Source organism: Pseudomonas sp. BMS12 (assembly GCF_001592875.1).
Classification (GTDB): domain Bacteria; phylum Pseudomonadota; class Gammaproteobacteria; order Pseudomonadales; family Pseudomonadaceae; genus Aquipseudomonas.
Window position 1 is genome coordinate 104,443 of the sequence record NZ_LSOF01000015.1, and the last position, 23,565, is coordinate 128,007.

Consider the following 23,565-nt stretch of genomic DNA (forward strand, 5'->3'; position numbering starts at 1 on the left):
ATCCGGGGATCGCCTTTTTTGTGCCTGGAGCATTGTCAGTTGGTGTACTGGAACAGCTTGACGATCTTCTGCACGCCAGAGGTGTTCTGCACCACGCGCGTGGCGCTGGCGCCTTCGGCGCGGGTGACCAGACCCATCAGGTAGACGATGCCGTTCTCGGTGACCACCTTGATCCTGGCGCTCGATACTTCGCTGTCGAACAGCATCTGCGTCTTGATCTTGGTGGTCAGTGCCGCATCGTTGCTGCGTGCGGCCAGGGAGTTCGGCTTGAGTACCTGCAGTTCGTTATGCACCTTGGTGACGCCCTGCACGCTGCGTGCGAGTTCGCCGGCATTGTCCCTGAGGTCGCTACGCGGCGTCTGGCCGGCCAGCAGGATGACGCCGTTGTAGGCGGTCACCACCACGTGGGACGTGGGGGAGGCGAGGTCGGCATGGCCTTTCTCGATCTTGCTGGCCACTTCAGGCTCGAGGAACTGGTCATCGATCTTGTTGCCGATGCTGCGATTGCTGCAGCCGCCCAGCACTAAGCCAAGGGCGATGGTGGCAAGGATCAGCCGATTACGGATCATTCTTCACTCCCGAACAGTTGGCGGTCGATCAGGTCGCACAGGCAGTGGATGGCCAGCAGGTGTACTTCCTGAATGCGTGCGGTGACCTTGGATGGCACGCGAATCTCGACGTCCTCGGGCAGCAGCAGCGAGGCCATGCCGCCGCCGTCGCGGCCGGTCAGGGCAACCACCACCATCTCGCGGTCATGGGCGGCCTGGATCGCCTGGATCACGTTGGCCGAGTTGCCGCTGGTGGAGATTGCCAGCAGCACGTCGCCGGGGCGCCCCAGGGCACGTATCTGCTTGGAGAAGACTTCGTTGTAGCTGTAATCGTTGGCGATTGAGGTGATGGTCGAGCTGTCGGTGGTCAGGGCGATGGCCGGCAGGCTCGGGCGCTCGCGTTCGAAGCGGTTGAGCAGCTCGGAGGAAAAGTGCTGCGAGTCGCCGGCGGAGCCGCCGTTGCCGCAGGAGAGAATCTTGCCTTCGTTGAGCAGCGAATGAACCATCACCTGGCTGGCGTGCTCGATGAAGGGAACCAGCACTTCCATGGCTTGCTGTTTGGTGTCGATGCTGGCCTGGAACATCTGGCGAATACGGGATTGCATATCCATGGGAGGAGAACCTTAGGTGTGCTGGCTGAGACAGCCATGGAAAAGCGAAGTTGCCGACACGGCAATCAGGTTTTTATCCGAGGGTGCGCGGGGCGTCGACTAGAAATCCTTGATCGGGGTCATTCAGGTTTCGAACGCGTTGCGCAGCCAGTTCGGCTCTTGTGCGGGGGCGAAGGCCACTACGTCGAAACGGCAGGGGCTTTTGCTCCAGCGGCTCTCGCGTTGCAGGAACAGCTCGGCGGCGAGGATCAAGCGCTGGCGCTTGCGTGCGTCGACGCTTTCCAGGGCGCCGCCCCAGGCGGCATGCCGCCGGTAGCGAACCTCGACGAATACTACTGTATCGCCGTCGAGCATGACCAGATCGAGTTCGCCGCCACGGCAGTTCCAGTTGCGTGCGAGCAGGCTCAGACCGTGGCGCTTGAGCAGCGCCTCGGCTTGTTCTTCGGCGACCCGGCCGCTGTCCTGGCGGCTGTTAATAGGTGCTGTCCGGCAGGCGCTGAACCTGGCCACCACGGAACTCGGCCCAGGGCAGTTGGCGCTCGATGCGCTGCGCCTGGTTCAGGCTGAGGTTGCCCGACAGGCCTTCGACGCGGCTGTCCGGCAGGGCCTTGAGCTGGCTCAGGCGCGGTGCCAGGCGGAAAGCGTCTACGCCCATGGCGTACAGGCGGCCGAGGCTGCCGGCGGCTTGCGGCCATTGCTGGTCGACCTGCTGGCGCAGGTTGTCATTGGCATCCAGCAGCCAGGGGGTCTCGCAGAAGCGGATGCCCTCCAGATCCTGGAACTGGCTCGGGTTGTGGCCGCCAGTGTAGAGGTGCGACGTGGCGTAGACGGGCAGATCGCCCGCGTACTGGAAGGCCAGGGTCGGTTTGATCTGCTGAGCCTGCTGCGGAGTGGCGGCGAGGAAGATGAAGTCGATGTCCTGGCGGCGCGAGGGCAGTGAGGCCAGCTGGGTGCCCAGGGTGTTCTGCAGGCGCTTGGCGCGCGCTTCGCTCTGGCGCAGCTGCAGCAGGTCGGCGATCTGGCGAGCCAGCTCCACCGGCTGGTCGACATGCTCGGCGGCGATCAGCGAGCCGCCTGCTTCCTGCCAGCTCTGCTGGAAGGCGGCCAGTACGCGATTGCCCCACTCGCCGCGGGGCACCATGGCGACGGCGCTACGCATGCCGTCGGCCCAGGCGCGGCGAGCCACTTCGCGGGCCTCGTCTTCGGCGGCCAGGCCGAACTGGAACAGCTGTGCAGGGGCTTCCCGGCCGGCGTCGCTGTAGTTCAGGGCCAGGGTGGTCAGCGGCAGCTGGGGGCGCTCGCTGAGTTGCTTGACCAGCGGCTTCTCCAGCGGTCCTACCACCAGTTGTGCGCCGTCGGCCTGGGCCTGGCGGTAGAAATCATCCAGTGAGCTCATGCGCGAGCTGTCGTAGAGCAGCACTTCCGGCGGGTTCTGCCCGGCTTGCTGGGCCTGGTAGTGGGCGGCCAGGAAGCCATCACGCAGGGCGCGAGAAACCGCTGCCAGTTGGCCTTCTTGTGGCAGCAGCAGGGCGATTTTCTGCAAGGGCTGACCGCCGAGCTCCTTGAGCTTGAGCAGGGGTTGCGGCAGCTGTACGGCGGCAGGGTGTTGCGGGTGCTGGTTCTTCCAGGTGTCGATGGCGGCCAGTTGCTGGTCTGGGGTGCCGGCGCTCTTGGTGGCTAGGGCCAGGCCTAGCCAGCCATCGAGGTCGCTGTCGCCGGAGGCGGTCAACTGGCTCTGCGGCAGGCTGGCGACCAGCGCCCAGATGGCTTCGTGGTTGGCGCTGGCAGCATCGCCGCTGAGCAGGGGGGCGATGAATACTCGCTCGCGGGCGGCAGCCAGGGCCTGGCCATCGGCCTCCAGGGCGCGGGCGCTGACCAGTTGCGTGCGGATCTGCTGCTCCACCGGCAGCTCGCCCAGATGCTGCAGGCTCGGGTGCTGCAGAGCCTTGAGTGCGCTTCTCGGCTTGTTGCGGGCCATGGCCAGCTCGGCGTTCAGGGTGCTGGCGTATACCTGCTGGGCGGGTTTCAGACCTGCCAGCGGCACTTCGTCGAGGATGCGGGTGGCGCGCCCGATATCCTGCTGACGGTAGGCCTGGTCAGCGGCGGACAGGCGCAGCAATGCAGCCTGTTCCGGCTCGCTGGTGGCGGCCTGCTGGAGCATCTGCTCGATGCTGGCTTGGGGCGTGCGTGGCAGTTCGCCCAGGCTGGACGAGGGCGAGCTGGTGCAGGCGGCCAGCAGGCCGGCGAAGCAGAGGGCGGAGAGCGGACGCAGGCAGGCGATCATCGAATACGTTCCCGGTACTGATCAGAAAGAAGGCGCAATTGTACCCGCGCCCCGCGGCGGGTGCGATGTCGGGGCTGCGAAACGGGCTACAATGCGCGCTTTCCGTCGTTGTCGAGGTGTGTTCGTGAGCTCTTCCGCCGTTCCTTCAGCTACCGGCACCCTCTATGTGGTCGCTACGCCGATCGGCAATCTCGACGACATCAGCGCGCGCGCCTTGCGCACCCTGAGTGAAGTGGCGCTGATCGCGGCCGAAGACACGCGCCATTCGTTGCGTCTGCTGCAACACTTCGGTATCGCCACGCCCTTGGCGGCTTGTCATGAGCACAACGAGCGCGATCAGGGCGGGCGCTTCCTGGCCCGCCTGCAGGCGGGGGAGGACGTGGCGCTGATTTCCGATGCCGGTACTCCGCTGATTTCCGATCCCGGCTTTCATCTGGTGCGTGCGGCTCGGGCGGCGGGAGTGCGTGTGGTTCCGGTGCCGGGCGCCTGTGCGCTGGTTGCTGCGCTGTCGGCGGCTGGGCTGCCGTCCGATCGCTTTGCCTTCGAGGGTTTCCTGCCGGCCAAGACGGTCGGTCGTCGCGCCCGCCTGGAACAGGTGCGGGAGGATGTGCGCACGCTCATCTACTACGAGGCTCCGCACCGCATCCTCGATTGCCTGGCCGATATGCGCGATGTCTTCGGTAGCGAGCGCATGGCGGTGCTCGGGCGCGAGCTGACCAAGACCTTCGAGACACTCAGAGGGTTGCCGCTGGCGGAGCTGCACGGCTGGGTGGCGAGCGACAGTAATCAGCAGCGCGGCGAGTGTGTGATCCTGGTGGCTGGCTGGCAGGCGCCGGAAGGTGAGGATGCGGTCAGTGGCGAGGCTCTACGCGTGCTCGATCTGCTGCTGGCCGAGCTGCCGCTCAAGCGTGCGTCGGCGTTGGCGGCTGAGATCACCGGGGTGCGCAAGAACCTGCTGTACCAGGCCGCCCTCGATCGGCAAAAAGACGCCTGAGAATCTGTTTGCGATCTTCTGAATTAGAGCCGGACAAGGCAAGTACGGCCGAGGAGGCGCAGTTTACGAGTTGTAAATGAGCATTCTGAGGCCGTTTTTAACGCCGTATGGCCGATAGGCAGGGGATCGAAAATAGGTTCTGAGCTTGTCCTGGCGTCTTCGCCTCGTTACCCTTGGCGGCGGAGAGTCGATCGGACAGTCGCTGCCTTCGCAAGAAGGGGGAGGAAAGTCCGGGCTCCATAGGGCGGAGTGCCAGGTAACGCCTGGGAGGCGCAAGCCTACGGAAAGTGCCACAGAAAATAACCGCCTAAGCGTTTCGGCGCCGGTAAGGGTGAAAAGGTGCGGTAAGAGCGCACCGCACGGCTGGCAACAGTCCGTGGCTAGGTAAACCCCACTCGGAGCAAGACCAAATAGGGTTCCATCGGCGTGGCCCGCGCTGGAACCGGGTAGGTTGCTAGAGGCGTGCAGTGATGTACGTCGTAGAGGAATGACTGTCCTCGACAGAACCCGGCTTACAGATCGACTCTCCACCTTCTTCTCTCTGCTTCTTCTTCCCCGCTTTGTAATACCGAAAAAATCTTACTCTTAAGAAATTACTTTAAGTTCGAAGTTCAGCTTCATGAACGCCCTCGTTTTCGTCTCTCGAAAGCAGCATTTTTACCCCCGCAAACACCTCGCTTAGTTCGCTAAATCGCCGTCCTGTAAGGATTTTTCCCATTTGGCGCGCCTTGACGCTGGGGTATGCGCGTTTCTATAGTGTGTCGAAGTGGCACAAAGTGGAAAAAAGTGGGTCAAAAGGGCATGGAAAGCTAATTACAGTGGGGAAGCGCAGCCGTGTTTCGTGGAGCTAACGCCATCAGTCTCGACGCCAAAGGGCGACTCGCGATGCCGAGCCGGTATCGTGACGAGCTCGTTTCGCGTTGCTCTGGCCAGCTCATCGTCACTATCGATGCTGTAGACCCCTGCCTCTGTGTCTATCCCCTGCCGGAGTGGGAGCTGATCGAAGCCAAACTTCGCGACCTGCCCTCCCTGCGTGAAGAAACCCGCCGCCTGCAGCGCCTGTTGATCGGTAATGCCGTGGATATCGAACTCGACGGCAGTGGTCGCTTCCTTGTGCCGCCGCGCCTGCGCAGTCATGCCGGCCTGGACAAGCACGCGATGCTGGTCGGCCAACTGAACAAGTTTCAACTGTGGAACGAAGATGCCTGGAACGCGCTTGCCGACGCCGACCTGGCTGCCATCAAACAGCCCGGCGCTCTGCCGGACGACCTACGTGACCTGATCCTGTGACCATGACTAGCAGCTTTCGCCACATTACCGTGCTGCTCGACGAGGCTGTCGAGGCCCTCGCTGTGCGCGCCGATGGCTGCTACCTCGATGGCACCTTTGGTAGAGGGGGGCATAGCAGGTTGATTCTGCAGGGGCTCGGGGCCGGCGGTCGGCTGCTCGGGTTCGACAAGGACCCACTTGCAATCGCAAGCGGAAATGCACTGGCGGCCGAAGACGGCCGCTTCGTCATTGTGCAACGCAGCTTCGCCGAGCTGGGCGAGGAGCTGCAGCGCCAGAGTCTGTGCGGTCAGATTGATGGCATCCTGCTCGACCTCGGCGTGTCCTCGCCGCAACTGGATGACGCCGAGCGCGGCTTCAGCTTCCTCAACGATGGCCCGCTGGACATGCGCATGAACCCTGATGCCGGCGTCAGCGCCGCCGAGTTCATCGCCACGGCCAGCGCCGAGGAAATCGCCCGAGTCTTCAAGGAATATGGTGAGGAGCGTTTCGCCAAACGCATGGCGCGCGCCGTGGTCGAGCGCCGTGCGCTCAAGCCGTTCGAGCGTACCGCCGATCTGGCCGCCGTGCTCACCGAGGCCAATCCGGCCTGGGAGAAGGGCAAGAATCCTGCGACCCGCGCCTTCCAGGGCCTGCGCATTCATGTCAACAACGAGTTGGGCGATCTCGAGCGCGGGCTCGATGCGGCGCTGGAATGCCTCGCGGTCGGCGGACGTCTGGTGGTGATCAGCTTCCACTCTCTCGAAGATCGCATCGTCAAACAATTCATGCGCCGTCAGGCCAAAGGCGAGGCAGATAATCTGCCGCGCGACCTGCCGATCATCCCCAAGGCATTCGAGCCACGCCTGAAGCTGCTGGGTAAGCCGATCTTTGCCGGCGAGGCCGAGGTCAAGGCCAACCCGCGCTCGCGCAGCGCGGTCATGCGTGTTGCGGAGAAGCTGCGTTGAGCCGCCTCTACGCCAAACCCCTGCCACCGGGCAGCCTGTTGCTGACCGTGCTGTTTGGCGCCGTGCTGGTGTCTTCCATCGCCGTGGCTTATTGCGCGCACTGGAATCGCCAGCTGTTGAACTCGCTGTATACCGAACTGAGCGTGCGCGACAAGGTGCAGGCCGAGTGGGGGCGTCTGGTACTGGAGCAGAGCACCTGGACCGCGCACAACCGCATCGAGACCCTGGCCACCGAACAGCTGCACATGCGCATTCCCGAGCCGGCTGAAGTGCAGATGGTGGCGCCATGATCGGTCTCGAAGGCGCGCTCTATCCCTGGCGCTTCCGTTTGGTGCTGGCGCTGTTGGCGTTGATGGCGGGTGCCATCGCCTGGCGCATCGTCGATCTGCATGTGATCGACCACGACTTCCTGCAGGCGCACGGTGACGCGCGCAGCGTGCGGCATATCCCGATTCCCGCGCACCGTGGCCTGATCACCGATCGCAATGGCGAGCCGCTGGCGGTCAGTACGCCGGTCACTACCCTGTGGGCCAATGGCAAGGAGCTGGCCAAGGCGCCCGAGCGTTGGAACGATCTGGCCGCAGCCCTGGGGCAGGAGCCGAAAGCCTTCGCCAAGCGCCTGCAGCAGAATGCCGAGCGCGAGTTCATGTACCTGGTGCGCGGCCTGACGCCTGAGCAGGGCCAGCACGTGCTCGATCTCAAGGTGCCGGGTGTCTACGGTCTGGAGGAGTTCCGTCGCTTCTATCCGGCCGGTGAAGTGACGGCTCATGTGATCGGCTTCACCGATGTCGACGACCGCGGTCGCGAGGGCATGGAACTGGCGTTCGATGAGTGGTTGGCCGGTGTGCCGGGCAAGCGCCAGGTGCTCAAGGATCGTCGTGGTCGATTGATCAAGGACGTACAGGTCACCCAAAACGCCAAGGCGGGCAAGAGCCTGGCGCTGTCCATCGATCTGCGCCTGCAGTACCTGGCCCATCGCGAGTTGCGCAATGCGCTGCTCGAGAACGAGGCCAAGGCCGGCAGCCTGGTGATGGTCGATGTGAAGACCGGTGAGATTCTCGCCATGGTCAACCAGCCCACCTACAACCCGAACAACCGTCGCAGCCTGGAGCCGGCGGCCATGCGTAACCGCGCGATGATCGATGTGTTCGAGCCGGGTTCGACCGTGAAGCCGCTGTCGATGACTGCCGCCCTGCAGAGCGGGCGCTGGAAGCCAAGCGATGTGGTCGAGGTGTGGCCGGGCTCGCTGCGTATCGGCCGCTACACCATTCGCGATGTGTCCCGCACCGAAGGCCGCGAACTGGACTTGACCGGCATCCTGATCAACTCCAGCAACGTCGGCATGAGCAAGATCGCCTTCGATATCGGTGGCGAGGCCATCTTCGACACCATGAGCAAGCTGGGCTTCGGGCGCGATACCGGCCTGGGTTTCCCCGGTGAGCGCGTTGGCAACCTGCCTAACCATCCCAAGTGGCGCCAGGCTGAAACGGCAACCCTGTCCTACGGCTATGGCCTGTCGGTGACCGCCGTACAGCTGGCCCACGCCTACGCGGCACTGGCCAACCACGGCAAGATGCTGCCGTTGTCCATGACGCGTGTCGACAGCAAGCCCGAAGGCGCCCAGGTGTTGCCGGAGGACGTGGCCAAAACCATGCAGGGCATGTTGCAACAAGTGATTGAGGCCCCGCGCGGCGTGTTCCGAGCCCAGGTTCCGGGCTACCACGTGGCGGGCAAGAGCGGTACCGCGCGCAAGGCCACGGTGGGCAGCAAGGGTTACACCGAGAATGCCTATCGCTCGCTGTTTGCCGGCTTCGCACCGGCCCGTAACCCGCGCATCGCGCTGGTAGTGGTGATCGACGAACCGAGCAAGGCCGGCTACTTCGGCGGGCTTGTCTCTGCACCGGTCTTCAGCAAAGTCATGTCCGGTGCGCTGCGCCTGATGAACATCACCCCGGACAATCTGCCGCCGGTCGATCCGGCTGCCGCTATGCCGCAAACCGCTGATGCTGGTGTCAGCAACGGAGGGCGCATCTGATGCCCATGCCACTCAATCAATTGTTGCCGCAGGCGCACAGCGCCACGCTGATTCGTGAGCTGACCCTGGACAGCCGCAAGGTGCGCCCGGGTGACATGTTCCTCGCCGTGCCGGGCCTGGCCCAGGACGGTCGCGCGCACATCGCCGATGCCATCGCCCGCGGGGCGTCCGCTGTCGCCTACGAGGCCGAGGGTGCCGAGCACATGACCGCGCACAGTGCCGAACTGGTGCCGATCAAGGGGCTGGTTGGTCAGTTGTCCGCTATTGCCGGGCGCTTCTATGGCGAGCCGAGCCGTGCTCTGCGCCTGGTCGGTGTGACCGGCACCAACGGCAAGACCAGCGTCAGTCAGCTGCTGGCCCAAGCTCTGGACCTGCTCGGTGAGCGTTGCGGCATCGTCGGCACCCTGGGCACAGGTTTCTTCGAGGCCCTGCAAAGCGGTCGTCACACCACCCCGGATCCGGTCGCAGTTCAGGCGACTCTGGCCGACCTCAAGCAGGCGGGCGCACGAGCCCTGGCCATGGAGGTTTCCTCGCATGGCCTGGATCAGGGGCGCGTAGCGGCGCTGGACTTCGACGTGGCGGTGTACACCAACCTGTCGCGCGATCATCTCGACTATCACGGCACCATGGAGGCCTATGGTGCGGCCAAGGCCAAGCTGTTTGCCTGGCCCGACCTGCGCTGCCGAGTGATCAATCTGGACGATACCTTCGGTCGCCAGCTGGCCGAGCAGTCGCACGAATCGCGCCTGATCGGCTACAGCCTGGATGACAGTTCGGCCTACCTGCACTGCCGTGAGGTGCAGTTCGACGATCATGGCGTGCGTGCTCGCCTGATCACTCCGCAGGGCGAAGGCAACCTGCGCAGCCCGCTGCTCGGCCGATTCAACCTGAGCAACCTGCTGGCTGTGGTCGGTGCGCTGCTCGGCCTGGACTATGCACTGGATGAAATCCTGCGCGTGCTGCCGCAGCTGCAAGGCCCGGTCGGGCGCATGCAGCGCTTCGGTGGTCAGCAGTTGCCGCTGGTAGTGGTGGACTACGCGCACACCCCGGATGCCTTGGAAAAGGCGCTGGAGGCGCTGCGCCCGCACGTGGCGGGTCGCCTGCTGTGCCTGTTCGGCTGTGGCGGTGATCGCGATAGCGGCAAGCGCCCGCTGATGGCCGCCGTGGCCGAGCGTCTGGCCGATGCGGTGCTGGTCACCGACGACAACCCGCGCAGCGAAGATCCAGCACAGATCCTCGCCGATATCCGCGCCGGTTTCGCCAAGCCCGAGGCCGCCGAGTTCGTATCCGGTCGTGGTGAAGCCATCGCCCGTCTGATCGCCTCCGCCCAGGTGGGCGACGTGGTACTGCTGGCCGGCAAGGGCCACGAGGATTACCAGGAGATCGCCGGCATCCGTCATGCCTTCTCCGACCTGGACGAGACCACCAAGGCGCTGGCCGCCTGGGAGGCCGCCCATGCTTAAGCCGCTGCAGCTGAGCGAAGTCTGTGCCGCGCTGGCGGCCCGTGTGGTCGGCGCCGATGTGGCGTTCTCGGCGGTGTCCACCGACAGCCGCAAGATCGAGGCCGGTCAGCTGTTCATCGCTCTGGTCGGGCCGAACTTCGATGGCCATGACTACCTGGCCGATGTCGCCGCTAAGGGCGCCGTTGCCGCGCTGGTGCAGCGTGAGGTGCCGGGTGCGCCGTTGCCGCAGCTGGTGGTGGCCGACACCCGTATTGCCCTCGGCCAGCTCGGTGCGCTGAACCGCGCTGCGTTCGCCAAGCCGCTGGCCGCCATTACCGGCTCCAGCGGCAAGACCACGGTCAAGGAGATGCTTGCCAGCATCCTGCGCGCCGGCCTCGGCGGTCCAGTGCTGGCCACCCATGGCAACCTCAACAACGACCTCGGCGCGCCGCTGACCCTGCTGGAACTGGCACCCGAGCATGTTGGTGCGGTGATCGAGCTGGGTGCCAACCATATCGGCGAGATTGCCTACACCGTTGGCCTGACCCAGCCGCAGGTGGCTGTCATCACCAATGCCGGCCTGGCCCATGTCGGCGAGTTCGGTGGCCCGGACAAGATCATCGAGGCCAAGGGCGAGATTCTCGAAGGGCTGGCCGCCGATGGCGTGGCCGTGCTCAACCTGGACGACAAGGCCTTCGCCACCTGGCAGGCGCGCGCCGCCGGGCGCCAGGTGCTGAGCTTTGCCCTGAACAATTCAGCAGCGGACCTGCATTGCCTCGAACTGTGGCGCGACGCTCGCGGTTGCGCCGGCTTCAGCCTGGTGGGCGTGGCTGGTGTCGCACGCATCCAGCTCAACCTGCTGGGCGAGCACAGTGTGGCCAATGCCCTGGCCGCCGCCGCCGCTGCGCATGCCCTGGGTGTGCCGCTGGTCGGGATCAAACAGGGTCTGGAGAGCGTGCAACCGGTCAAGGGGCGCGCCGTGGCCAGCCTGGCCCCGAACGGCTTGCGGGTGATCGATGACAGCTACAACGCCAACCCGCTTTCCATGTGCGCGGCAGTCGATATACTCGCCGCCTTCTCCGGCCGCACCGTCCTGGTGCTGGGAGATATGGGCGAGTTGGGCGAGTGGGCCGAGCAGGGCCATCGCGATGTCGGCGCACATGCTGCCGGCAAGGTCGATGCGCTCTACGCCGTGGGGCCGCTGATGGCGCATGCCGTCGCGGCTTTTGGTGAAAAAGGCCGCCACTTTGCCGATCAAGCCAGCCTGATCGACGCTCTTCGCGCCGAATCGGGTGACACCACCATTCTAATTAAAGGCTCGCGCAGCGCGGCGATGGACAAGATCGTCGATGCGCTGCTGCAACGGGCATCGGGGGAGGCACACTAATCATGCTGCTGCTGCTGGCGGAGTACCTGCAACAGTTCCACACCGGCTTCGGGGTATTCCAGTACCTGACCCTGCGCGGGATTCTCGGGGTGCTGACCGCTCTGGCCCTGTCGCTGTGGCTGGGGCCGTGGATGATTCGCACCCTGCAGATCCGCCAGATCGGCCAGGCCGTGCGCAACGATGGGCCGCAGTCGCACCTGTCGAAGAAGGGCACACCGACCATGGGCGGTGCGCTGATTCTTACCGCCATCGCCGTCAGCACCCTGCTCTGGGCCGACCTCTCCAATCGCTACGTGTGGACCGTGCTGGCCGTGACCCTGCTGTTCGGCGCCATCGGCTGGGTCGACGACTACCGCAAGGTGATCGAGAAGAACTCGCGCGGCCTGCCGAGCCGCTGGAAGTATTTCTGGCAGTCGGTGTTCGGCCTGGCCGCCGCCGTCTTCCTCTATATGACCGCGCAGAGCCCGGTGGAAACCACCCTGATCGTACCGATGCTCAAGGACGTGGCCCTGCCGCTGGGCGTCGGTTTCGTGGTGCTGACCTACTTCGTCATCGTCGGTACCAGCAACGCGGTGAACCTGACCGACGGCCTGGATGGCCTGGCCATCCTGCCGACCGTGATGGTGGCCGGTGCGCTGGCGATCTTCTGCTACCTGTCGGGCAACATCAAATTCGCCGAATACCTGCTGATTCCCTACGTGCCGGGTGCCGGTGAGCTGATCGTGTTCTGCGCCGCGCTGGTCGGTGCCGGCCTTGGCTTCCTCTGGTTCAACACCTACCCGGCCCAGGTGTTCATGGGTGACGTCGGCGCACTGGCGCTGGGTGCCGCACTAGGCACCATCGCCGTGATCGTCCGCCAGGAGATCGTGCTGTTCATCATGGGCGGCGTGTTCGTCATGGAAACCCTGTCGGTGATGATCCAGGTCGCCAGCTTCAAGCTGACCGGCAAGCGCGTGTTCCGCATGGCGCCGATCCACCATCACTTCGAACTCAAAGGTTGGCCGGAGCCGCGCGTGATCGTGCGCTTCTGGATCATCACCGTAATTCTCGTCCTGGTCGGCCTGGCCACCCTGAAGCTGAGGTAATAGAGAGTGTCGCTGATCGCTTCCGACCAGTTCCGCATCGTTGTCGGCCTCGGCAAGAGCGGCATGTCCCTGGTGCGCTTCCTGGCGCAGCAGGGCGTGCGATTCGCCGTGGCCGATACGCGCGCGAACCCGCCGGAGCTGGCGACCCTGCAGCGCGACTACCCAGAAGTGGAAGTGCGCTGCGGTGAGCTGGATGTCGATTTCCTCTGCCGTGCCTCGGAGCTGTACGTGAGCCCCGGCCTGGCCCTGGCCACCCCGGCGCTGCGCGAAGCAGCCGCCCGCGGCGTGAAGATGTCCGGCGACATCGACCTGTTCACCCGTTATGCCAAGGCGCCGATCGTCGCTATCACCGGCTCCAACGCCAAGAGCACCGTCACCACCCTGGTCGGTGAGATGGCGGCAGCGGCCGGCAAGAAAGTCGCCGTCGGCGGCAACATCGGCACTCCGGCGCTGGATCTGCTCAGCGACGAGGTCGAGCTGTACGTGCTGGAGCTGTCCAGTTTCCAGCTGGAGACCACCGAGCGCCTGGGCGCCGAAGTGGCCACCTGCCTGAATATCAGCGAAGACCACATGGACCGCTACGCCGGCATGGCCCAGTACCACCTGGCCAAGCACCGCATCTTCCGTGGTGCCAAGCAGGTGGTGGTCAACCGTGACGACGCCCTGTCGCGCCCGTTGATCGCCGACCAGGTACCGTGCTGGAGCTTCGGCCTGGGCAAGCCCGACTTCAAGCGCTTCGGCCTGATTGAGGAGGGCGGTGAGAAATATCTGGCCTTCCAGTTCGAAACGCTGATGCCGACCGCCGAGCTGAAGATTCGCGGCGCGCACAACCAGTCCAACGCCCTGGCGGCCCTGGCCCTGGGCCACGCGGTCGGCCTGCCGTTCGCCGCCATGCTCGACACCCTGCGCCACTTCGCCGGCCTGCCGCACCGTTGCCAGTGGGTGCGCGAGCGGCATGGTGTCGGTTATTACGATGATTCCAAGGCCACCAATGTCGGCGCCGCCCTGGCTGCCATCGAGGGCCTGGGCGCCGATATCGCCGGCAAGCTGGTGCTGATCGCCGGTGGCGATGGCAAGGGCGCCGACTTCTCCGCCCTCAAGGCGCCGGTAGCCAAGTTCTGCCGCGCCGTGGTGCTGCTGGGGCGCGATGCCGAATTGCTCGCCGAGGCGCTGGCCGACGGCGCTGCGCTGGTGCGCGTTAAGACTCTGGACGAAGCTGTGCAGCGTGCCGCCACCCTGGCCGAGCCAGGCGATGCGGTACTGCTGTCGCCGGCCTGCGCCAGCCTGGACATGTTCAAGAACTTCGAAGAGCGTGGGCGCCTGTTCGCCCTGGCAGCGGAGGGCCTGGTCTGATGCTGGCTCGTCTGCTTGCCACGCCGTCGCCGCTGAATACCCGCCGTGGTATCGACTTGGACTTCCCGCTGCTGGCCGGTTGCCTGGCACTGCTCGGCCTGGGCCTGGTGATGATCACCTCGGCCTCCTCGGAAGTGGCCGCCGCGCAGACCGGCAACACGCTGTACTACATGGTGCGGCATCTGATCTACCTGGGTATCGGCCTGGTCGCTGCGCTGTTCACCCTGCAGGTGCCGATCAGTACCTGGCAACGTCTCAGTGTGCCGCTGCTGGGCTTCGCCGCGCTGCTGCTGATCCTGGTGCTGGTGCCGGGCATCGGTCGCGAGGTCAACGGTGCATCGCGCTGGATTGGCTTCGGCGTGTTCAACGTACAGCCCTCCGAACTGGCCAAGGTCTTTGCCGTGTTCTATCTGGCCAGCTACCTGGTGCGCCGGCAGAAACAGGTGCGTGAGAGCTGGCTGGGCTTCATCAATCCCTTCATCGTGCTGATGCCGCTGGCCGCGTTGTTGCTGCTGGAGCCGGACTTCGGCGCCACCGTGGTGATGTTCGGTGCTGCGGGCGCCATGCTGTTCCTCGGTGGTGTCGGCCTGATCCGCTTCCTGCTGCTGGTAATCGCGGCGACCGGCGGCGTGCTGGTGCTGATCCAGGACCCGTATCGCTGGGAACGCATCACCAACTTCTCCAACCCCTGGGCCGATCAGTTCGGCGCGGGTTATCAGCTGTCCCAGGCGCTGATCGCCTTCGGTCGTGGCGAGTGGCTGGGCGTGGGCCTGGGCAACAGCATCCAGAAGCAGTTCTACCTGCCGGAAGCCCATACCGATTTCGTCTTTGCCGTGCTGGCCGAGGAGTTGGGCATGGTCGGCGCGCTGCTCACCGTCGCCCTGTTCGTCTTCGTCGCCGTGCGCGCGCTGTACATCGGCCTGTGGGCGGAGAAGGCCAAGCAGCTGTTCTCCGCCTATGTGGCCTACGGTCTGGCCATGCTCTGGATCGGCCAGATCCTGATCAACATCGGCGTGAACACCGGCCTGCTGCCTACCAAGGGCCTGACCCTGCCGTTCCTCAGCTACGGCGGCAGCTCGCTGATCATCTGCTGCGCCAGCCTGGGTGTGCTGCTGCGTATCGAGTGGGAGCGGCGTACTGCGCTGGGCAGCGAGGAAGTCGAGTTCGACGAAACCGACTTCGCCGAAGAGGAGCTTGGCCATGCGCGGTAATGTCCTGATCATGGCCGGCGGCACCGGTGGCCATGTGTTCCCGGCCCTGGCCTGTGCTCGCGAGTTCCAGGCGCGTGGCTATGCCGTGCACTGGCTGGGCACGCCGCGCGGCATCGAGAATGAGCTGGTGCCGGCGGCGGGACTGCCGCTGCACCTGATTCAGGTCGCCGGGCTGCGTGGCAAGAGCAAACTGGCCCTGTTCAAGGCACCGTTCCAGCTCATCCGCGCGCTGTTCCAGGCGCGCAAGGTGATGCGCGAGCTGCAACCGGTGTGCGTGCTGGGCATGGGCGGCTATGTGACCGGTCCGGGTGGTCTAGCCGCGCGCATGAGTGGCGCACCGCTGGTGATTCACGAGCAGAACGCCGTGGCCGGTACCGCCAACCGCAGCCTGGTGCCCTTCGCCGTGCGGGTGTGCGAGGCCTTCCCGAATACCTTCGGCAAGCGCGCCAAACTGCGCACCACCGGTAACCCGGTGCGTGAGGAGCTGTTCCTGGAAACCCCGCGCGATGCGCTGGAGGCTCGCAAGCCGCGCCTGCTGGTGCTGGGTGGCAGCCTGGGCGCCGAGCCGTTGAACAAATTGCTGCCGGCGGCCCTGGCCAAGGTGCCGGCCGAGCTGCGTCCGCAGGTGTTCCACCAGGCCGGCAAGCAACACGATGGCATCACTGCGGAGCGTTATCGCGAAGTGGCGGTCGAAGCGCAGGTCGCGCCCTTCATCAAGGACATGGCTCAGGCCTATGCCTGGGCCGATCTGGTGGTCTGTCGCGCCGGCGCGCTGACTGTCAGCGAGCTGGCCGCTGCCGGCCTGCCGTCTTTCCTCGTGCCGCTGCCGCATGCAATCGACGACCACCAGAGCCGCAATGCCGATTATCTGGCGAAGGAGGGCGCCGCCATCCTTCTCCCGCAACATGCCACTGACGCGGACAAGCTGGCCGCGCAGTTGACCGAGGTTCTGATGCACCCAGAAAAACTCAAAGCCATGGGCCGCACCGCGCGCAGCCTGGCCAAACCCGATGCCACCCGCACGGTGGTGGAAATCTGCCTGGAGGTGGCCCGTGGCTAAATCCCCCGCAGCTGCCCGTTCGGAAATCCGCCGTATGCGTCGGATTCGTCGTATCCACTTCGTCGGCATCGGTGGCGCCGGCATGTGCGGTATCGCCGAAGTGCTGCTCAACCTGGGCTACGAAGTTTCCGGCTCCGACCTCAAGGCCTCGGCCGTGACCGAACGTCTGGAAACGTTCGGTGCGCAGATCTTCATCGGTCACCGTGCCGAGAACGCCGAACAGGCCGATGTGCTGGTGGTCTCCAGCGCCATCAACACTGCCAACCCGGAAGTGGCCACCGCCCTGGAACGCCGTATCCCGGTGGTGCCGCGTGCCGAGATGCTGGCCGAGCTGATGCGCTACCGCCACGGCATCGCCGTCGCCGGTACCCATGGCAAGACCACCACCACCAGCCTGCTGGCCTCGGTATTCGCCGCCGGCGGCCTGGACCCGACCTTCGTCATCGGCGGTCGCCTGAACGCCGCCGGCACCAATGCCCAGCTCGGTGGCAGCCGCTTCCTGATCGCCGAAGCTGATGAGAGCGACGCCAGCTTCCTGCACCTGCAGCCGATGGTCTCGGTGGTCACCAATATCGACGCCGACCACATGAGCACCTATGGCGGCGACTTCAATGTGCTGAAGAAGACCTTCATCGAATTCCTGCACAACCTGCCGTTCTATGGCCTGGCCGTGCTTTGCGTGGATGACCCGGTGGTGCGCGAGCTGCTGCCGCAGGTGGCCCGTCCGACCGTGACCTACGGTTTCTCCGAGGATGCCGACGTACGCGCCATCAATGTGCGCCAGCAGGGCATGCAGACCTTCTTCACCGTGCTGCGTCCGGGTCGCGAGCCGCTGGACGTCTCGGTGAACATGCCGGGCAACCACAACGTACTCAACGCGCTGGCGACCATCGCCATCGCCAGCGACGAAGGCATCGAGGATGCGGCTATCGTCCAGGGCCTGTCCGGCTTCCAGGGCGTCGGTCGGCGCTTCCAAGTCTACGGCGAACTGCCGGTGGCCGATGGCAGCGTGATGTTGGTCGACGACTACGGCCACCACCCGCGCGAAGTCGCCGCGGTGATCAAGGCTGTGCGCGGCGGCTGGCCGGAGCGCCGCCTGGTGATCCTCTATCAGCCGCACCGTTTCAGCCGCACTCGCGACCTGTATGACGACTTCGTGCAGGTGCTCGGTGATGCCAACGTGCTGCTGTTGATGGAGGTCTACCCGGCCGGCGAGGAGCCGATCCCCGGCGCCGATAGCCGTCAGTTGGCTCACAGCATTCGCCAGCGCGGTCAGCTCGACCCGATCTACGTCGAGCGTGGCGCCGATCTGGCTCCGATCATCCAGCCGCTACTGCGTGCCGGCGACATCCTGCTGTGCCAGGGCGCCGGCGATATCGGCGGTGTGGCCCCGCAACTGATCAAGCACCCGCTGTTTGCTGCACAAGGTGAGTCGAAATGAGCCTGCATTCCACCCTCGATCCCCGGGCTTTCGGTCGCGTCGCCGTGCTGTTCGGCGGCAAGAGCGCCGAGCGTGCGGTATCGCTGAAGTCTGGCGCCGCCGTGCTGGAAGCACTGCAGGCTGCAGGCGTGGATGCCTTCGGCATCGACGTCGGCGACGACTTCCTGCAGCGCCTGAACAGCGAGAAGATCGACCGCGCCTTCATTGTGTTGCACGGTCGCGGTGGCGAAGACGGCTCCATGCAGGGCCTGCTCGAGTGCGCCGGCATCCCCTACACCGGCAGCGGCATCCTTGCTTCGGCGCTGGCCATGGACAAGCTGCGCACCAAGCGTGTGTGGCTGAGCCTGGGGCTGCCGACGCCGGCCCATGCCACTCTGGCCTGCGAAGAGGACTGCCGTGCTGCTGCTGCCGAGCTGGGCTTCCCGCTGTTCGTCAAGCCGGCTCACGAGGGCTCCAGCATCGGCATGGCCAAGGTGGCTGATGTAGATGCACTGATTGCCGCCTGGAAGGACGCCAGTCAGTTCGATTCGCAGGTGCTGGTCGAGCAGATGATCGATGGCCCCGAGTACACCGTCGCCATGCTGCGTGGCGACGTGCTGCCGCCGATCGGTCTGGGCACGCCGCATACCTTCTACGACTACGACGCCAAGTACCTGGCCAGTGATACCCAGTACCGCGTGCCCTGTGGCCTGGCGCCGGAGAAGGAGGCCGAACTCAAGGAACTGACCGCGCGCGCCTGCGAAGCCGTCGGCACCCAAGGCTGGGCCCGTGCCGACGTGATGCAGGATGCCGATGGCAAGTTCTGGCTGCTGGAAGTCAACACCGTGCCGGGCATGACCGATCACAGCCTGGTGCCGATGGCCGCCCGTGCGGCGGGTCTGGATTTCCAGCAACTGGTGCTGGCGATCCTGGCCGACAGCGTCGAGGCAAGGGGTTAAGCATGGTTGCCACTGTCCGTCACCCACAGCCCATGGGAGGCGCCACTCGGCGTCAGCCTATTGCTGCGCGCGGGGCGAGCCGGATGGTGGCCAAGCAACCTCTGTCTGCGCGCCTGCCGCGCCCCGACTTTAGCGGCGTCAAGCGCCTGCTGTGGCCGCTGTTGCTGCTGGGCCTGGGCCTTGGCACCTATGAGCTGGCGCAGCGTCTGATCCCCTACGCCGACCGGCCGATCAGCCGCATCAGCGTGCAGGGCGAACTCAGCTACATCAGCCAGCAGGCGGTACAGGAGCGCATCGCACCGTTCGTCTCGGCGAGCTTCTTCACCGTCGACCTGGCCGGCATGCGCGCCGAGCTGGAACAGATGCCCTGGATCGCCCATGCCGAAGTGCGTCGCGTGTGGCCCGATCAGGTCGCCATCAGCCTGCAGGAGCAGCTGCCGGTGGCGCGCTGGGGCGACGGGGCGCTGCTCAACAACCAGGGCCGCGCCTTCGCCCCGAGCGAAGCGGCCAACTACGAACATCTGCCACTGCTGTCCGGGCCCAGGCGCGCCCAGCAGCAGGTGATGCAGCAATACCAGATGCTCAGCCAGCTGCTGCGGCCGATGGGCTTTTCCATCACCCGCCTGGAGCTGCGCGAGCACGGCAGCTGGTTCCTCAGCACCGCCCAGGGCGTGGAGATTCTCCTCGGCCGGGATCACCTGGTGGACAAGATGCGGCGCTTCACCGCCATCCACGACAAGGTGCTGAAGCAGCAGATGACGAATATCGAGCGCATCGACCTGCGTTACGCCAACGGCCTGGCCGTGGCCTGGCGCGAACCGGTGGCGCCAGCGGCGGCGGTTGCCGCGGCCGCACAGTGAATCAAGGAGAACGGTAAGTCATGGCAAGCGTGCAAAGCGGCAAGATGATCGTCGGCCTCGACATCGGCACCTCCAAGGTGGTGGCGCTGGTGGGCGAGGTGACGGCCGATGGCGAGCTGGACATCGTCGGTATCGGCACCAGCCCGTCGCGCGGCCTGAAGAAGGGCGTGGTGGTCAATATCGAGTCCACCGTGCAGTCGATCCAGCGCGCCATCGAAGAAGCGCAACTGATGGCCGGCTGCCGCATCCACTCGGCCTTCGTCGGTATCGCCGGCAACCATATCCGTAGCCTTAACAGCCACGGCATCGTCGCCATTCGCGATCGCGAAGTCAGCCCTGCGGATCTGGAGCGCGTGCTGGACGCCGCCCAGGCGGTGGCCATTCCGGCTGATCAGCGCGTGCTGCACACCCTGCCGCAGGATTATGTGATCGATAACCAGGAAGGCGTGCGCGAGCCCATGGGCATGTCCGGCGTGCGTCTGGAAGCCAAGGTACATGTGGTCACCTGCGCCACCAATGCCGCGCAGAACATCGAAAAATGCGTGCGCCGTTGCGGCCTGGAAGTCGACGACATCATTCTCGAACAGCTGGCTTCCGCCTACTCGGTACTGACCGAGGACGAGAAGGAGCTGGGTGTGTGCCTGGTCGACATCGGCGGCGGCACTACCGACATCGCCATCTTCACCGAAGGCGCGATCCGCCACACGGCGGTGATCCCGATTGCCGGCGACCAAGTCACCAACGACATCGCCATGGCCCTGCGGACGCCGACCCAGTACGCCGAAGAGATCAAGATCCGTTACGCCTGTGCCCTGGCCAAGCTGGCCGGTGCTGGCGAGACCATCAAGGTGCCCAGTGTGGGCGAACGGCCGCCGCGCGACCTGTCGCGCCAGTCCCTGGCCGAAGTGGTCGAGCCGCGTTACGACGAGCTGTTCACGCTGATCCAGGCCGAACTGCGCCGCAGTGGCTACGAGGACATGATCCCGGCCGGCATCGTGCTGACCGGCGGCACCGCCAAGATGGAAGGTGCTGTCGAACTGGCCGAGGAAATCTTTCACATGCCGGTGCGCCTGGGTGTGCCGCACAGCGTCAAGGGCCTGACCGACGTGGTGCGCAACCCTATCTATTCCACCGGCGTCGGGCTGCTGATGTACGGGCTGCGCAAGCAAGCCGACGGCTATCAGTCGCCCGGCATTCAATATGGCGATGAGGCCAGAACACCGGTACTGGAGCGGCTGAAACGCTGGGTCCAGGGCAATTTCTGATGTGTAACCCGCGGTAGCTGTAGGCGATAACTAAAAAGGAAGGAGAGGGGAAATGTTCGAACTAGTAGATAACGTCCCGCAAAGTGCAGTGATCAAGGTGATCGGTGTGGGTGGCGGTGGTGGCAACGCCGTCAACCACATGATCAAGAACAATGTCGAAGGCGTCGAGTTCATCTGCGCCAACACCGACGCGCAGGCGCTGAAGAACGTCGGTGCGCGTAGCGTGCTGCAACTCGGCACCGGCGTAACCAAGGGCCTGGGCGCCGGCACCAACCCGGAAATCGGCCGCCAGGCCGCCATGGAAGATCGAGATCGCATCGCCGAAGTGCTGGAAGGCGCCGACATGGTCTTCATCACCACCGGCATGGGTGGCGGTACCGGTACCGGTGCGGCGCCGATCATCGCCGAAGTGGCCAAGGAAATGGGCATCCTCACCGTGGCTGTGGTGACCCGTCCGTTCCCGTTCGAAGGCCGCAAGCGCATGCAGGTCGCCGACGAGGGTATCCGTGCCCTGTCCGAATGCGTTGACTCGCTGATCACCATCCCCAACGAGAAGCTGCTGACCATTCTCGGCAAGGACGCCAGCCTGCTGTCTGCCTTCGCCAAGGCTGACGACGTGCTGTCCGGCGCCGTGCGCGGCATCTCCGACATCATGCAGCGTCCGGGCCTGATGAACGTCGACTTCGCCGACGTGAAGACGGTGATGGGCGAAATGGGTATGGCCATGATGGGCACCGGCGCCGCCAGTGGCCCGAACCGTGCGCGCGAGGCTACCGAAGCGGCCATCCGCAACCCGCTGCTGGAAGACGTCAACCTGCAGGGCGCCCGCGGCATCCTGGTCAACATCACTGCTGGTCTGGACCTGTCCCTCGGCGAGTATGCCGCGGTCGGCGAGATCATCGAGGCCTTCGCCTCGGAACACGCCACCGTCAAGGTCGGCGCGGTGATCGATCCGGACATGCGCGACGAGCTGCACGTGACTGTCGTGGCCACCGGCCTGGGTGCGCGTATCGAGAAGCCGGTCAAGGTTATCGACAATACCGTGCAGGCTGCTCCGTCTGCGGCTGCCACGCTGAACGCTGCTGCACCGCGTTCCGCCGAGCAACCGGCCGTCAACTACAAGGACTACGAGCGCCCGACCGTTCAGCGCCAAAGCCTCGCCGGCAGTGCCGCCGCGGCCAAGCTGAACTCGCAGGATGACCTGGACTATCTGGATATCCCGGCCTTCCTGCGTCGCCAGGCTGATTGATGCGATCTATCAGGAGTATATCGGTGATTGGTGTTCAGCAAAGGGCGGTTCTGCTATCATCGCCGCCCATTGTTGAAAACAGTTCGCAACAAGCGCACAAGCAGCCAAAACCATGATCAGACAACGCACCCTGAAGAACATCATCCGCGCCACCGGTGTTGGCCTGCACTCTGGAGAGAAGGTTTACCTGACTCTCAAGCCGGCCCCGGTGGATACCGGTATCGTGTTCCGTCGCACCGATCTGGATCCGGTCGTGGAAATCCCCGCCCGCGCCGAGAATGTTGGTGAGACCACCATGTCGACCACTCTGGTCAATGGTGACGTCAAGGTGGATACCGTAGAGCACTTGCTTTCGGCCATGGCAGGCCTGGGCATCGATAACGCCTACGTCGAGCTCTCGGCATCCGAAGTTCCAATCATGGATGGCAGTGCCGGTCCCTTTGTATTCCTGATTCAATCTGCTGGCCTGGAAGAGCAGGAAGCACCGAAGCAGTTCATCCGCGTGCTGCGCGAAGTGACAGTGGAGGAGGGCGACAAGCGCGCCACCTTCCTGCCCTTCGACGGCTTCAAGGTGAGCTTCGAGATCGATTTCGATCACCCGGTGTTCCGTGGTCGTACCCAGACCGCCAGCGTCGATTTCTCCAGCACTTCCTTCGTCAAGGAAGTCAGTCGCGCACGGACTTTCGGCTTCATGCGTGATATCGAGTTCCTGCGTTCGCAGAACCTGGCACTCGGTGGCAGTGTGGACAACGCCATCGTGGTGGACGAGTTCCGCGTGCTCAACGAAGACGGCCTCCGTTACGAGGACGAGTTCGTCAAGCACAAGATCCTCGACGCCATTGGTGACCTGTACCTGCTGGGTAACAGCCTGATTGGCGAGTTCAAGGGCTTCAAGTCCGGTCACGCCCTGAACAACCGCCTGCTGCGGACCCTGATCGAGCAGACGGATGCCTGGGAAGTGGTGATTTTCGATGACGCCAGCACCGCGCCGATTTCCTACATGCGTCCGGTTGCTGCGGGCTAAGCGCCAGCACACCTCTTCTGTATGTATTCAGGCCACCTTCGGGTGGCCTGTTTTTTTCTGCCTATTCTTCGCGGCGGGCATTGCGCGCCAGGCGCTCCAGTGCGGCGCGCAGCTTCGGGTCGCCAATGCCTTCGGCAGCGTGGTTGAGGCTTTCCGCCGCAGCCTGGGACAGCTCGGCGGGATGGCCCTGGTAGGCGACCTGGGTGTTGGGCGGGCGCACCTTGACCTGGATCTTCTGCAGTTCGGCGAACTCCGGCAGCTGCTGCAGCGCGCGTTGCAGGCGGCGCTGCTGGTAGTGCAGGCGTGTCGCCCAGTGCCCGTTGCTGGTCAGCAGCAACAGGCAGCCGTCCTGCCAGCTGGCGACCAGGCAGTGCTCGCGCGCCGCCGGCTCCAGCTGCGCCTCGACCAGCGCCTGCAGCTTGCCCAGGCGCTGAGCGGCGCTGAACAGCGCCTGCAACGGGCGATGTTCGCGCAGCAGGGCGCTGGGGGTTTTGGCGGGAGGGAGGCGAGAACTCATGGCGCTGGCTTCGGCTGAGGATACGCC

Annotated in this window: 22 protein-coding genes and 1 other RNA gene; 18 read left to right on the plus strand and 5 right to left on the minus strand. The window is 64.9% G+C overall.

Annotated elements, in window-relative coordinates; translation table 11 throughout:
• Positions 1-35 precede the first annotated feature (35 nt).
• From AYB31_RS15335 to AYB31_RS15350, 4 genes are all read right to left on the minus strand, one after another.
• Positions 36-569 carry a BON domain-containing protein gene (locus AYB31_RS15335; RefSeq protein ID WP_068829569.1) on the minus strand — a complete coding sequence of 178 codons (534 nt, stop codon included), beginning with the start codon at positions 567-569 and terminating at the stop codon, positions 36-38.
• Positions 566-1,159: a phosphoheptose isomerase gene (locus tag AYB31_RS15340; protein ID WP_068829570.1), complete on the minus strand. Its 594-nt coding sequence runs from the start codon at positions 1,157-1,159 to the stop codon at positions 566-568. Before AYB31_RS15340 ends, AYB31_RS15335 begins: the two co-directional genes overlap by 4 nt.
• Positions 1,160-1,282: 123 nt before the next feature.
• Positions 1,283-1,669 (minus strand): YraN family protein, encoded by a 387-nt coding sequence (locus AYB31_RS15345; protein WP_269085712.1) that lies wholly within the window; start codon positions 1,667-1,669, stop codon positions 1,283-1,285.
• Complete coding sequence (locus AYB31_RS15350) at positions 1,632-3,443, minus strand: penicillin-binding protein activator (protein ID WP_068829571.1); 1,812 nt, start codon at positions 3,441-3,443, stop codon at positions 1,632-1,634. Before AYB31_RS15350 ends, AYB31_RS15345 begins: the two co-directional genes overlap by 38 nt.
• A gap of 124 nt (positions 3,444-3,567) precedes the next feature.
• On the opposite strand from AYB31_RS15350, the gene rsmI reads away from it, so the two are divergent.
• The 18 genes from rsmI (at position 3,568) to lpxC (ending at position 23,021) form a co-directional block, all read left to right on the plus strand.
• Positions 3,568-4,437: a 16S rRNA (cytidine(1402)-2'-O)-methyltransferase gene (rsmI, locus tag AYB31_RS15355; RefSeq protein ID WP_236715567.1), complete on the plus strand. Its 870-nt coding sequence runs from the start codon at positions 3,568-3,570 to the stop codon at positions 4,435-4,437.
• 183 nt (positions 4,438-4,620) lie between these two features.
• Positions 4,621-4,968: RNase P RNA component class A (rnpB, locus tag AYB31_RS15360), an RNA gene on the plus strand.
• A 303-nt stretch (positions 4,969-5,271) separates the two neighbouring features.
• On the plus strand, positions 5,272-5,727 hold the full coding sequence (gene mraZ, locus AYB31_RS15365) for a division/cell wall cluster transcriptional repressor MraZ (protein WP_068829573.1): 456 nt from the start codon (positions 5,272-5,274) through the stop codon (positions 5,725-5,727).
• A gap of 2 nt (positions 5,728-5,729) precedes the next feature.
• Positions 5,730-6,671 (plus strand): 16S rRNA (cytosine(1402)-N(4))-methyltransferase RsmH, encoded by a 942-nt coding sequence (gene rsmH, locus AYB31_RS15370; RefSeq protein ID WP_082805320.1) that lies wholly within the window; start codon positions 5,730-5,732, stop codon positions 6,669-6,671.
• Positions 6,668-6,961, plus strand: a complete 294-nt coding sequence (gene ftsL / locus AYB31_RS15375) for a cell division protein FtsL (RefSeq protein ID WP_068829575.1) — start codon at positions 6,668-6,670, stop codon at positions 6,959-6,961. Before rsmH ends, ftsL begins: the two co-directional genes overlap by 4 nt.
• Complete coding sequence (locus tag AYB31_RS15380) at positions 6,958-8,706, plus strand: peptidoglycan D,D-transpeptidase FtsI family protein (RefSeq protein WP_068829576.1); 1,749 nt, start codon at positions 6,958-6,960, stop codon at positions 8,704-8,706. Before ftsL ends, AYB31_RS15380 begins: the two co-directional genes overlap by 4 nt.
• The gene (gene murE, locus AYB31_RS15385) at positions 8,706-10,169 is read left to right on the plus strand and encodes a UDP-N-acetylmuramoyl-L-alanyl-D-glutamate--2,6-diaminopimelate ligase (RefSeq protein WP_068829577.1); all 1,464 of its coding nucleotides are present in this window, start codon (positions 8,706-8,708) and stop codon (positions 10,167-10,169) included. Before AYB31_RS15380 ends, murE begins: the two co-directional genes overlap by 1 nt.
• Positions 10,162-11,535 carry a UDP-N-acetylmuramoyl-tripeptide--D-alanyl-D-alanine ligase gene (locus AYB31_RS15390; protein WP_068829578.1) on the plus strand — a complete coding sequence of 458 codons (1,374 nt, stop codon included), beginning with the start codon at positions 10,162-10,164 and terminating at the stop codon, positions 11,533-11,535. The genes murE and AYB31_RS15390 overlap by 8 nt, the downstream gene beginning before the upstream one ends.
• A gap of 2 nt (positions 11,536-11,537) precedes the next feature.
• Positions 11,538-12,620: a phospho-N-acetylmuramoyl-pentapeptide-transferase gene (mraY, locus tag AYB31_RS15395; RefSeq protein ID WP_068829579.1), complete on the plus strand. Its 1,083-nt coding sequence runs from the start codon at positions 11,538-11,540 to the stop codon at positions 12,618-12,620.
• A gap of 6 nt (positions 12,621-12,626) precedes the next feature.
• Positions 12,627-13,973, plus strand: coding sequence for a UDP-N-acetylmuramoyl-L-alanine--D-glutamate ligase (murD, locus tag AYB31_RS15400; protein WP_068829580.1), 1,347 nt, complete (start codon positions 12,627-12,629; stop codon positions 13,971-13,973).
• Complete coding sequence (gene ftsW, locus AYB31_RS15405; RefSeq protein WP_153020726.1) at positions 13,973-15,184, plus strand: putative lipid II flippase FtsW; 1,212 nt, start codon at positions 13,973-13,975, stop codon at positions 15,182-15,184. Before murD ends, ftsW begins: the two co-directional genes overlap by 1 nt.
• Positions 15,174-16,244, plus strand: coding sequence for an undecaprenyldiphospho-muramoylpentapeptide beta-N-acetylglucosaminyltransferase (gene murG, locus AYB31_RS15410; RefSeq protein ID WP_068829582.1), 1,071 nt, complete (start codon positions 15,174-15,176; stop codon positions 16,242-16,244). The genes ftsW and murG overlap by 11 nt, the downstream gene beginning before the upstream one ends.
• Positions 16,245-16,278: 34 nt before the next feature.
• On the plus strand, positions 16,279-17,685 hold the full coding sequence (gene murC / locus AYB31_RS15415; protein ID WP_068829583.1) for a UDP-N-acetylmuramate--L-alanine ligase: 1,407 nt from the start codon (positions 16,279-16,281) through the stop codon (positions 17,683-17,685).
• Positions 17,682-18,623: a D-alanine--D-alanine ligase gene (locus AYB31_RS15420; RefSeq protein ID WP_068829584.1), complete on the plus strand. Its 942-nt coding sequence runs from the start codon at positions 17,682-17,684 to the stop codon at positions 18,621-18,623. The genes murC and AYB31_RS15420 overlap by 4 nt, the downstream gene beginning before the upstream one ends.
• A 2-nt stretch (positions 18,624-18,625) precedes the next feature.
• Complete coding sequence (locus tag AYB31_RS15425; protein ID WP_068829585.1) at positions 18,626-19,483, plus strand: cell division protein FtsQ/DivIB; 858 nt, start codon at positions 18,626-18,628, stop codon at positions 19,481-19,483.
• 20 nt (positions 19,484-19,503) lie between these two features.
• On the plus strand, positions 19,504-20,748 hold the full coding sequence (gene ftsA, locus AYB31_RS15430) for a cell division protein FtsA (protein ID WP_068829586.1): 1,245 nt from the start codon (positions 19,504-19,506) through the stop codon (positions 20,746-20,748).
• A gap of 52 nt (positions 20,749-20,800) precedes the next feature.
• Positions 20,801-21,997 carry a cell division protein FtsZ gene (ftsZ, locus tag AYB31_RS15435; RefSeq protein WP_068829587.1) on the plus strand — a complete coding sequence of 399 codons (1,197 nt, stop codon included), beginning with the start codon at positions 20,801-20,803 and terminating at the stop codon, positions 21,995-21,997.
• A 112-nt stretch (positions 21,998-22,109) separates the two neighbouring features.
• On the plus strand, positions 22,110-23,021 hold the full coding sequence (gene lpxC, locus AYB31_RS15440; protein WP_068829588.1) for a UDP-3-O-acyl-N-acetylglucosamine deacetylase: 912 nt from the start codon (positions 22,110-22,112) through the stop codon (positions 23,019-23,021).
• A 61-nt stretch (positions 23,022-23,082) separates the two neighbouring features.
• Here lpxC and AYB31_RS15445 read toward each other — a convergent pair whose 3' ends face one another.
• On the minus strand, positions 23,083-23,538 hold the full coding sequence (locus AYB31_RS15445) for a DUF721 domain-containing protein (RefSeq protein WP_068829589.1): 456 nt from the start codon (positions 23,536-23,538) through the stop codon (positions 23,083-23,085).
• Positions 23,539-23,565: the final 27 nt, after the last annotated feature.

Bases quoted from the DNA above. Each gene is read 5' to 3' on its own strand.
- AYB31_RS15335 (WP_068829569.1), bottom strand. From the start codon at position 569: ATGATCCGTAATCGGCTGATCCTTGCCACCATCGCCCTTGGCTTAGTG.
- AYB31_RS15340 (WP_068829570.1), bottom strand. From the start codon at position 1,159: ATGGATATGCAATCCCGTATTCGCCAGATGTTCCAGGCCAGCATCGAC.
- AYB31_RS15350 (WP_068829571.1), bottom strand. From the start codon at position 3,443: ATGATCGCCTGCCTGCGTCCGCTCTCCGCCCTCTGCTTCGCCGGCCTG.
- rsmH (WP_082805320.1), top strand. From the start codon at position 5,730: ATGACTAGCAGCTTTCGCCACATTACCGTGCTGCTCGACGAGGCTGTC.
- AYB31_RS15380 (WP_068829576.1), top strand. From the start codon at position 6,958: ATGATCGGTCTCGAAGGCGCGCTCTATCCCTGGCGCTTCCGTTTGGTG.
- murE (WP_068829577.1), top strand. From the start codon at position 8,706: ATGCCCATGCCACTCAATCAATTGTTGCCGCAGGCGCACAGCGCCACG.
- AYB31_RS15390 (WP_068829578.1), top strand. From the start codon at position 10,162: ATGCTTAAGCCGCTGCAGCTGAGCGAAGTCTGTGCCGCGCTGGCGGCC.
- mraY (WP_068829579.1), top strand. From the start codon at position 11,538: ATGCTGCTGCTGCTGGCGGAGTACCTGCAACAGTTCCACACCGGCTTC.
- ftsW (WP_153020726.1), top strand. From the start codon at position 13,973: ATGCTGGCTCGTCTGCTTGCCACGCCGTCGCCGCTGAATACCCGCCGT.
- murG (WP_068829582.1), top strand. From the start codon at position 15,174: ATGCGCGGTAATGTCCTGATCATGGCCGGCGGCACCGGTGGCCATGTG.
- murC (WP_068829583.1), top strand. From the start codon at position 16,279: ATGCGTCGGATTCGTCGTATCCACTTCGTCGGCATCGGTGGCGCCGGC.
- AYB31_RS15420 (WP_068829584.1), top strand. From the start codon at position 17,682: ATGAGCCTGCATTCCACCCTCGATCCCCGGGCTTTCGGTCGCGTCGCC.
- AYB31_RS15425 (WP_068829585.1), top strand. From the start codon at position 18,626: ATGGTTGCCACTGTCCGTCACCCACAGCCCATGGGAGGCGCCACTCGG.
- ftsA (WP_068829586.1), top strand. From the start codon at position 19,504: ATGGCAAGCGTGCAAAGCGGCAAGATGATCGTCGGCCTCGACATCGGC.
- ftsZ (WP_068829587.1), top strand. From the start codon at position 20,801: ATGTTCGAACTAGTAGATAACGTCCCGCAAAGTGCAGTGATCAAGGTG.
- lpxC (WP_068829588.1), top strand. From the start codon at position 22,110: ATGATCAGACAACGCACCCTGAAGAACATCATCCGCGCCACCGGTGTT.
- AYB31_RS15445 (WP_068829589.1), bottom strand. From the start codon at position 23,538: ATGAGTTCTCGCCTCCCTCCCGCCAAAACCCCCAGCGCCCTGCTGCGC.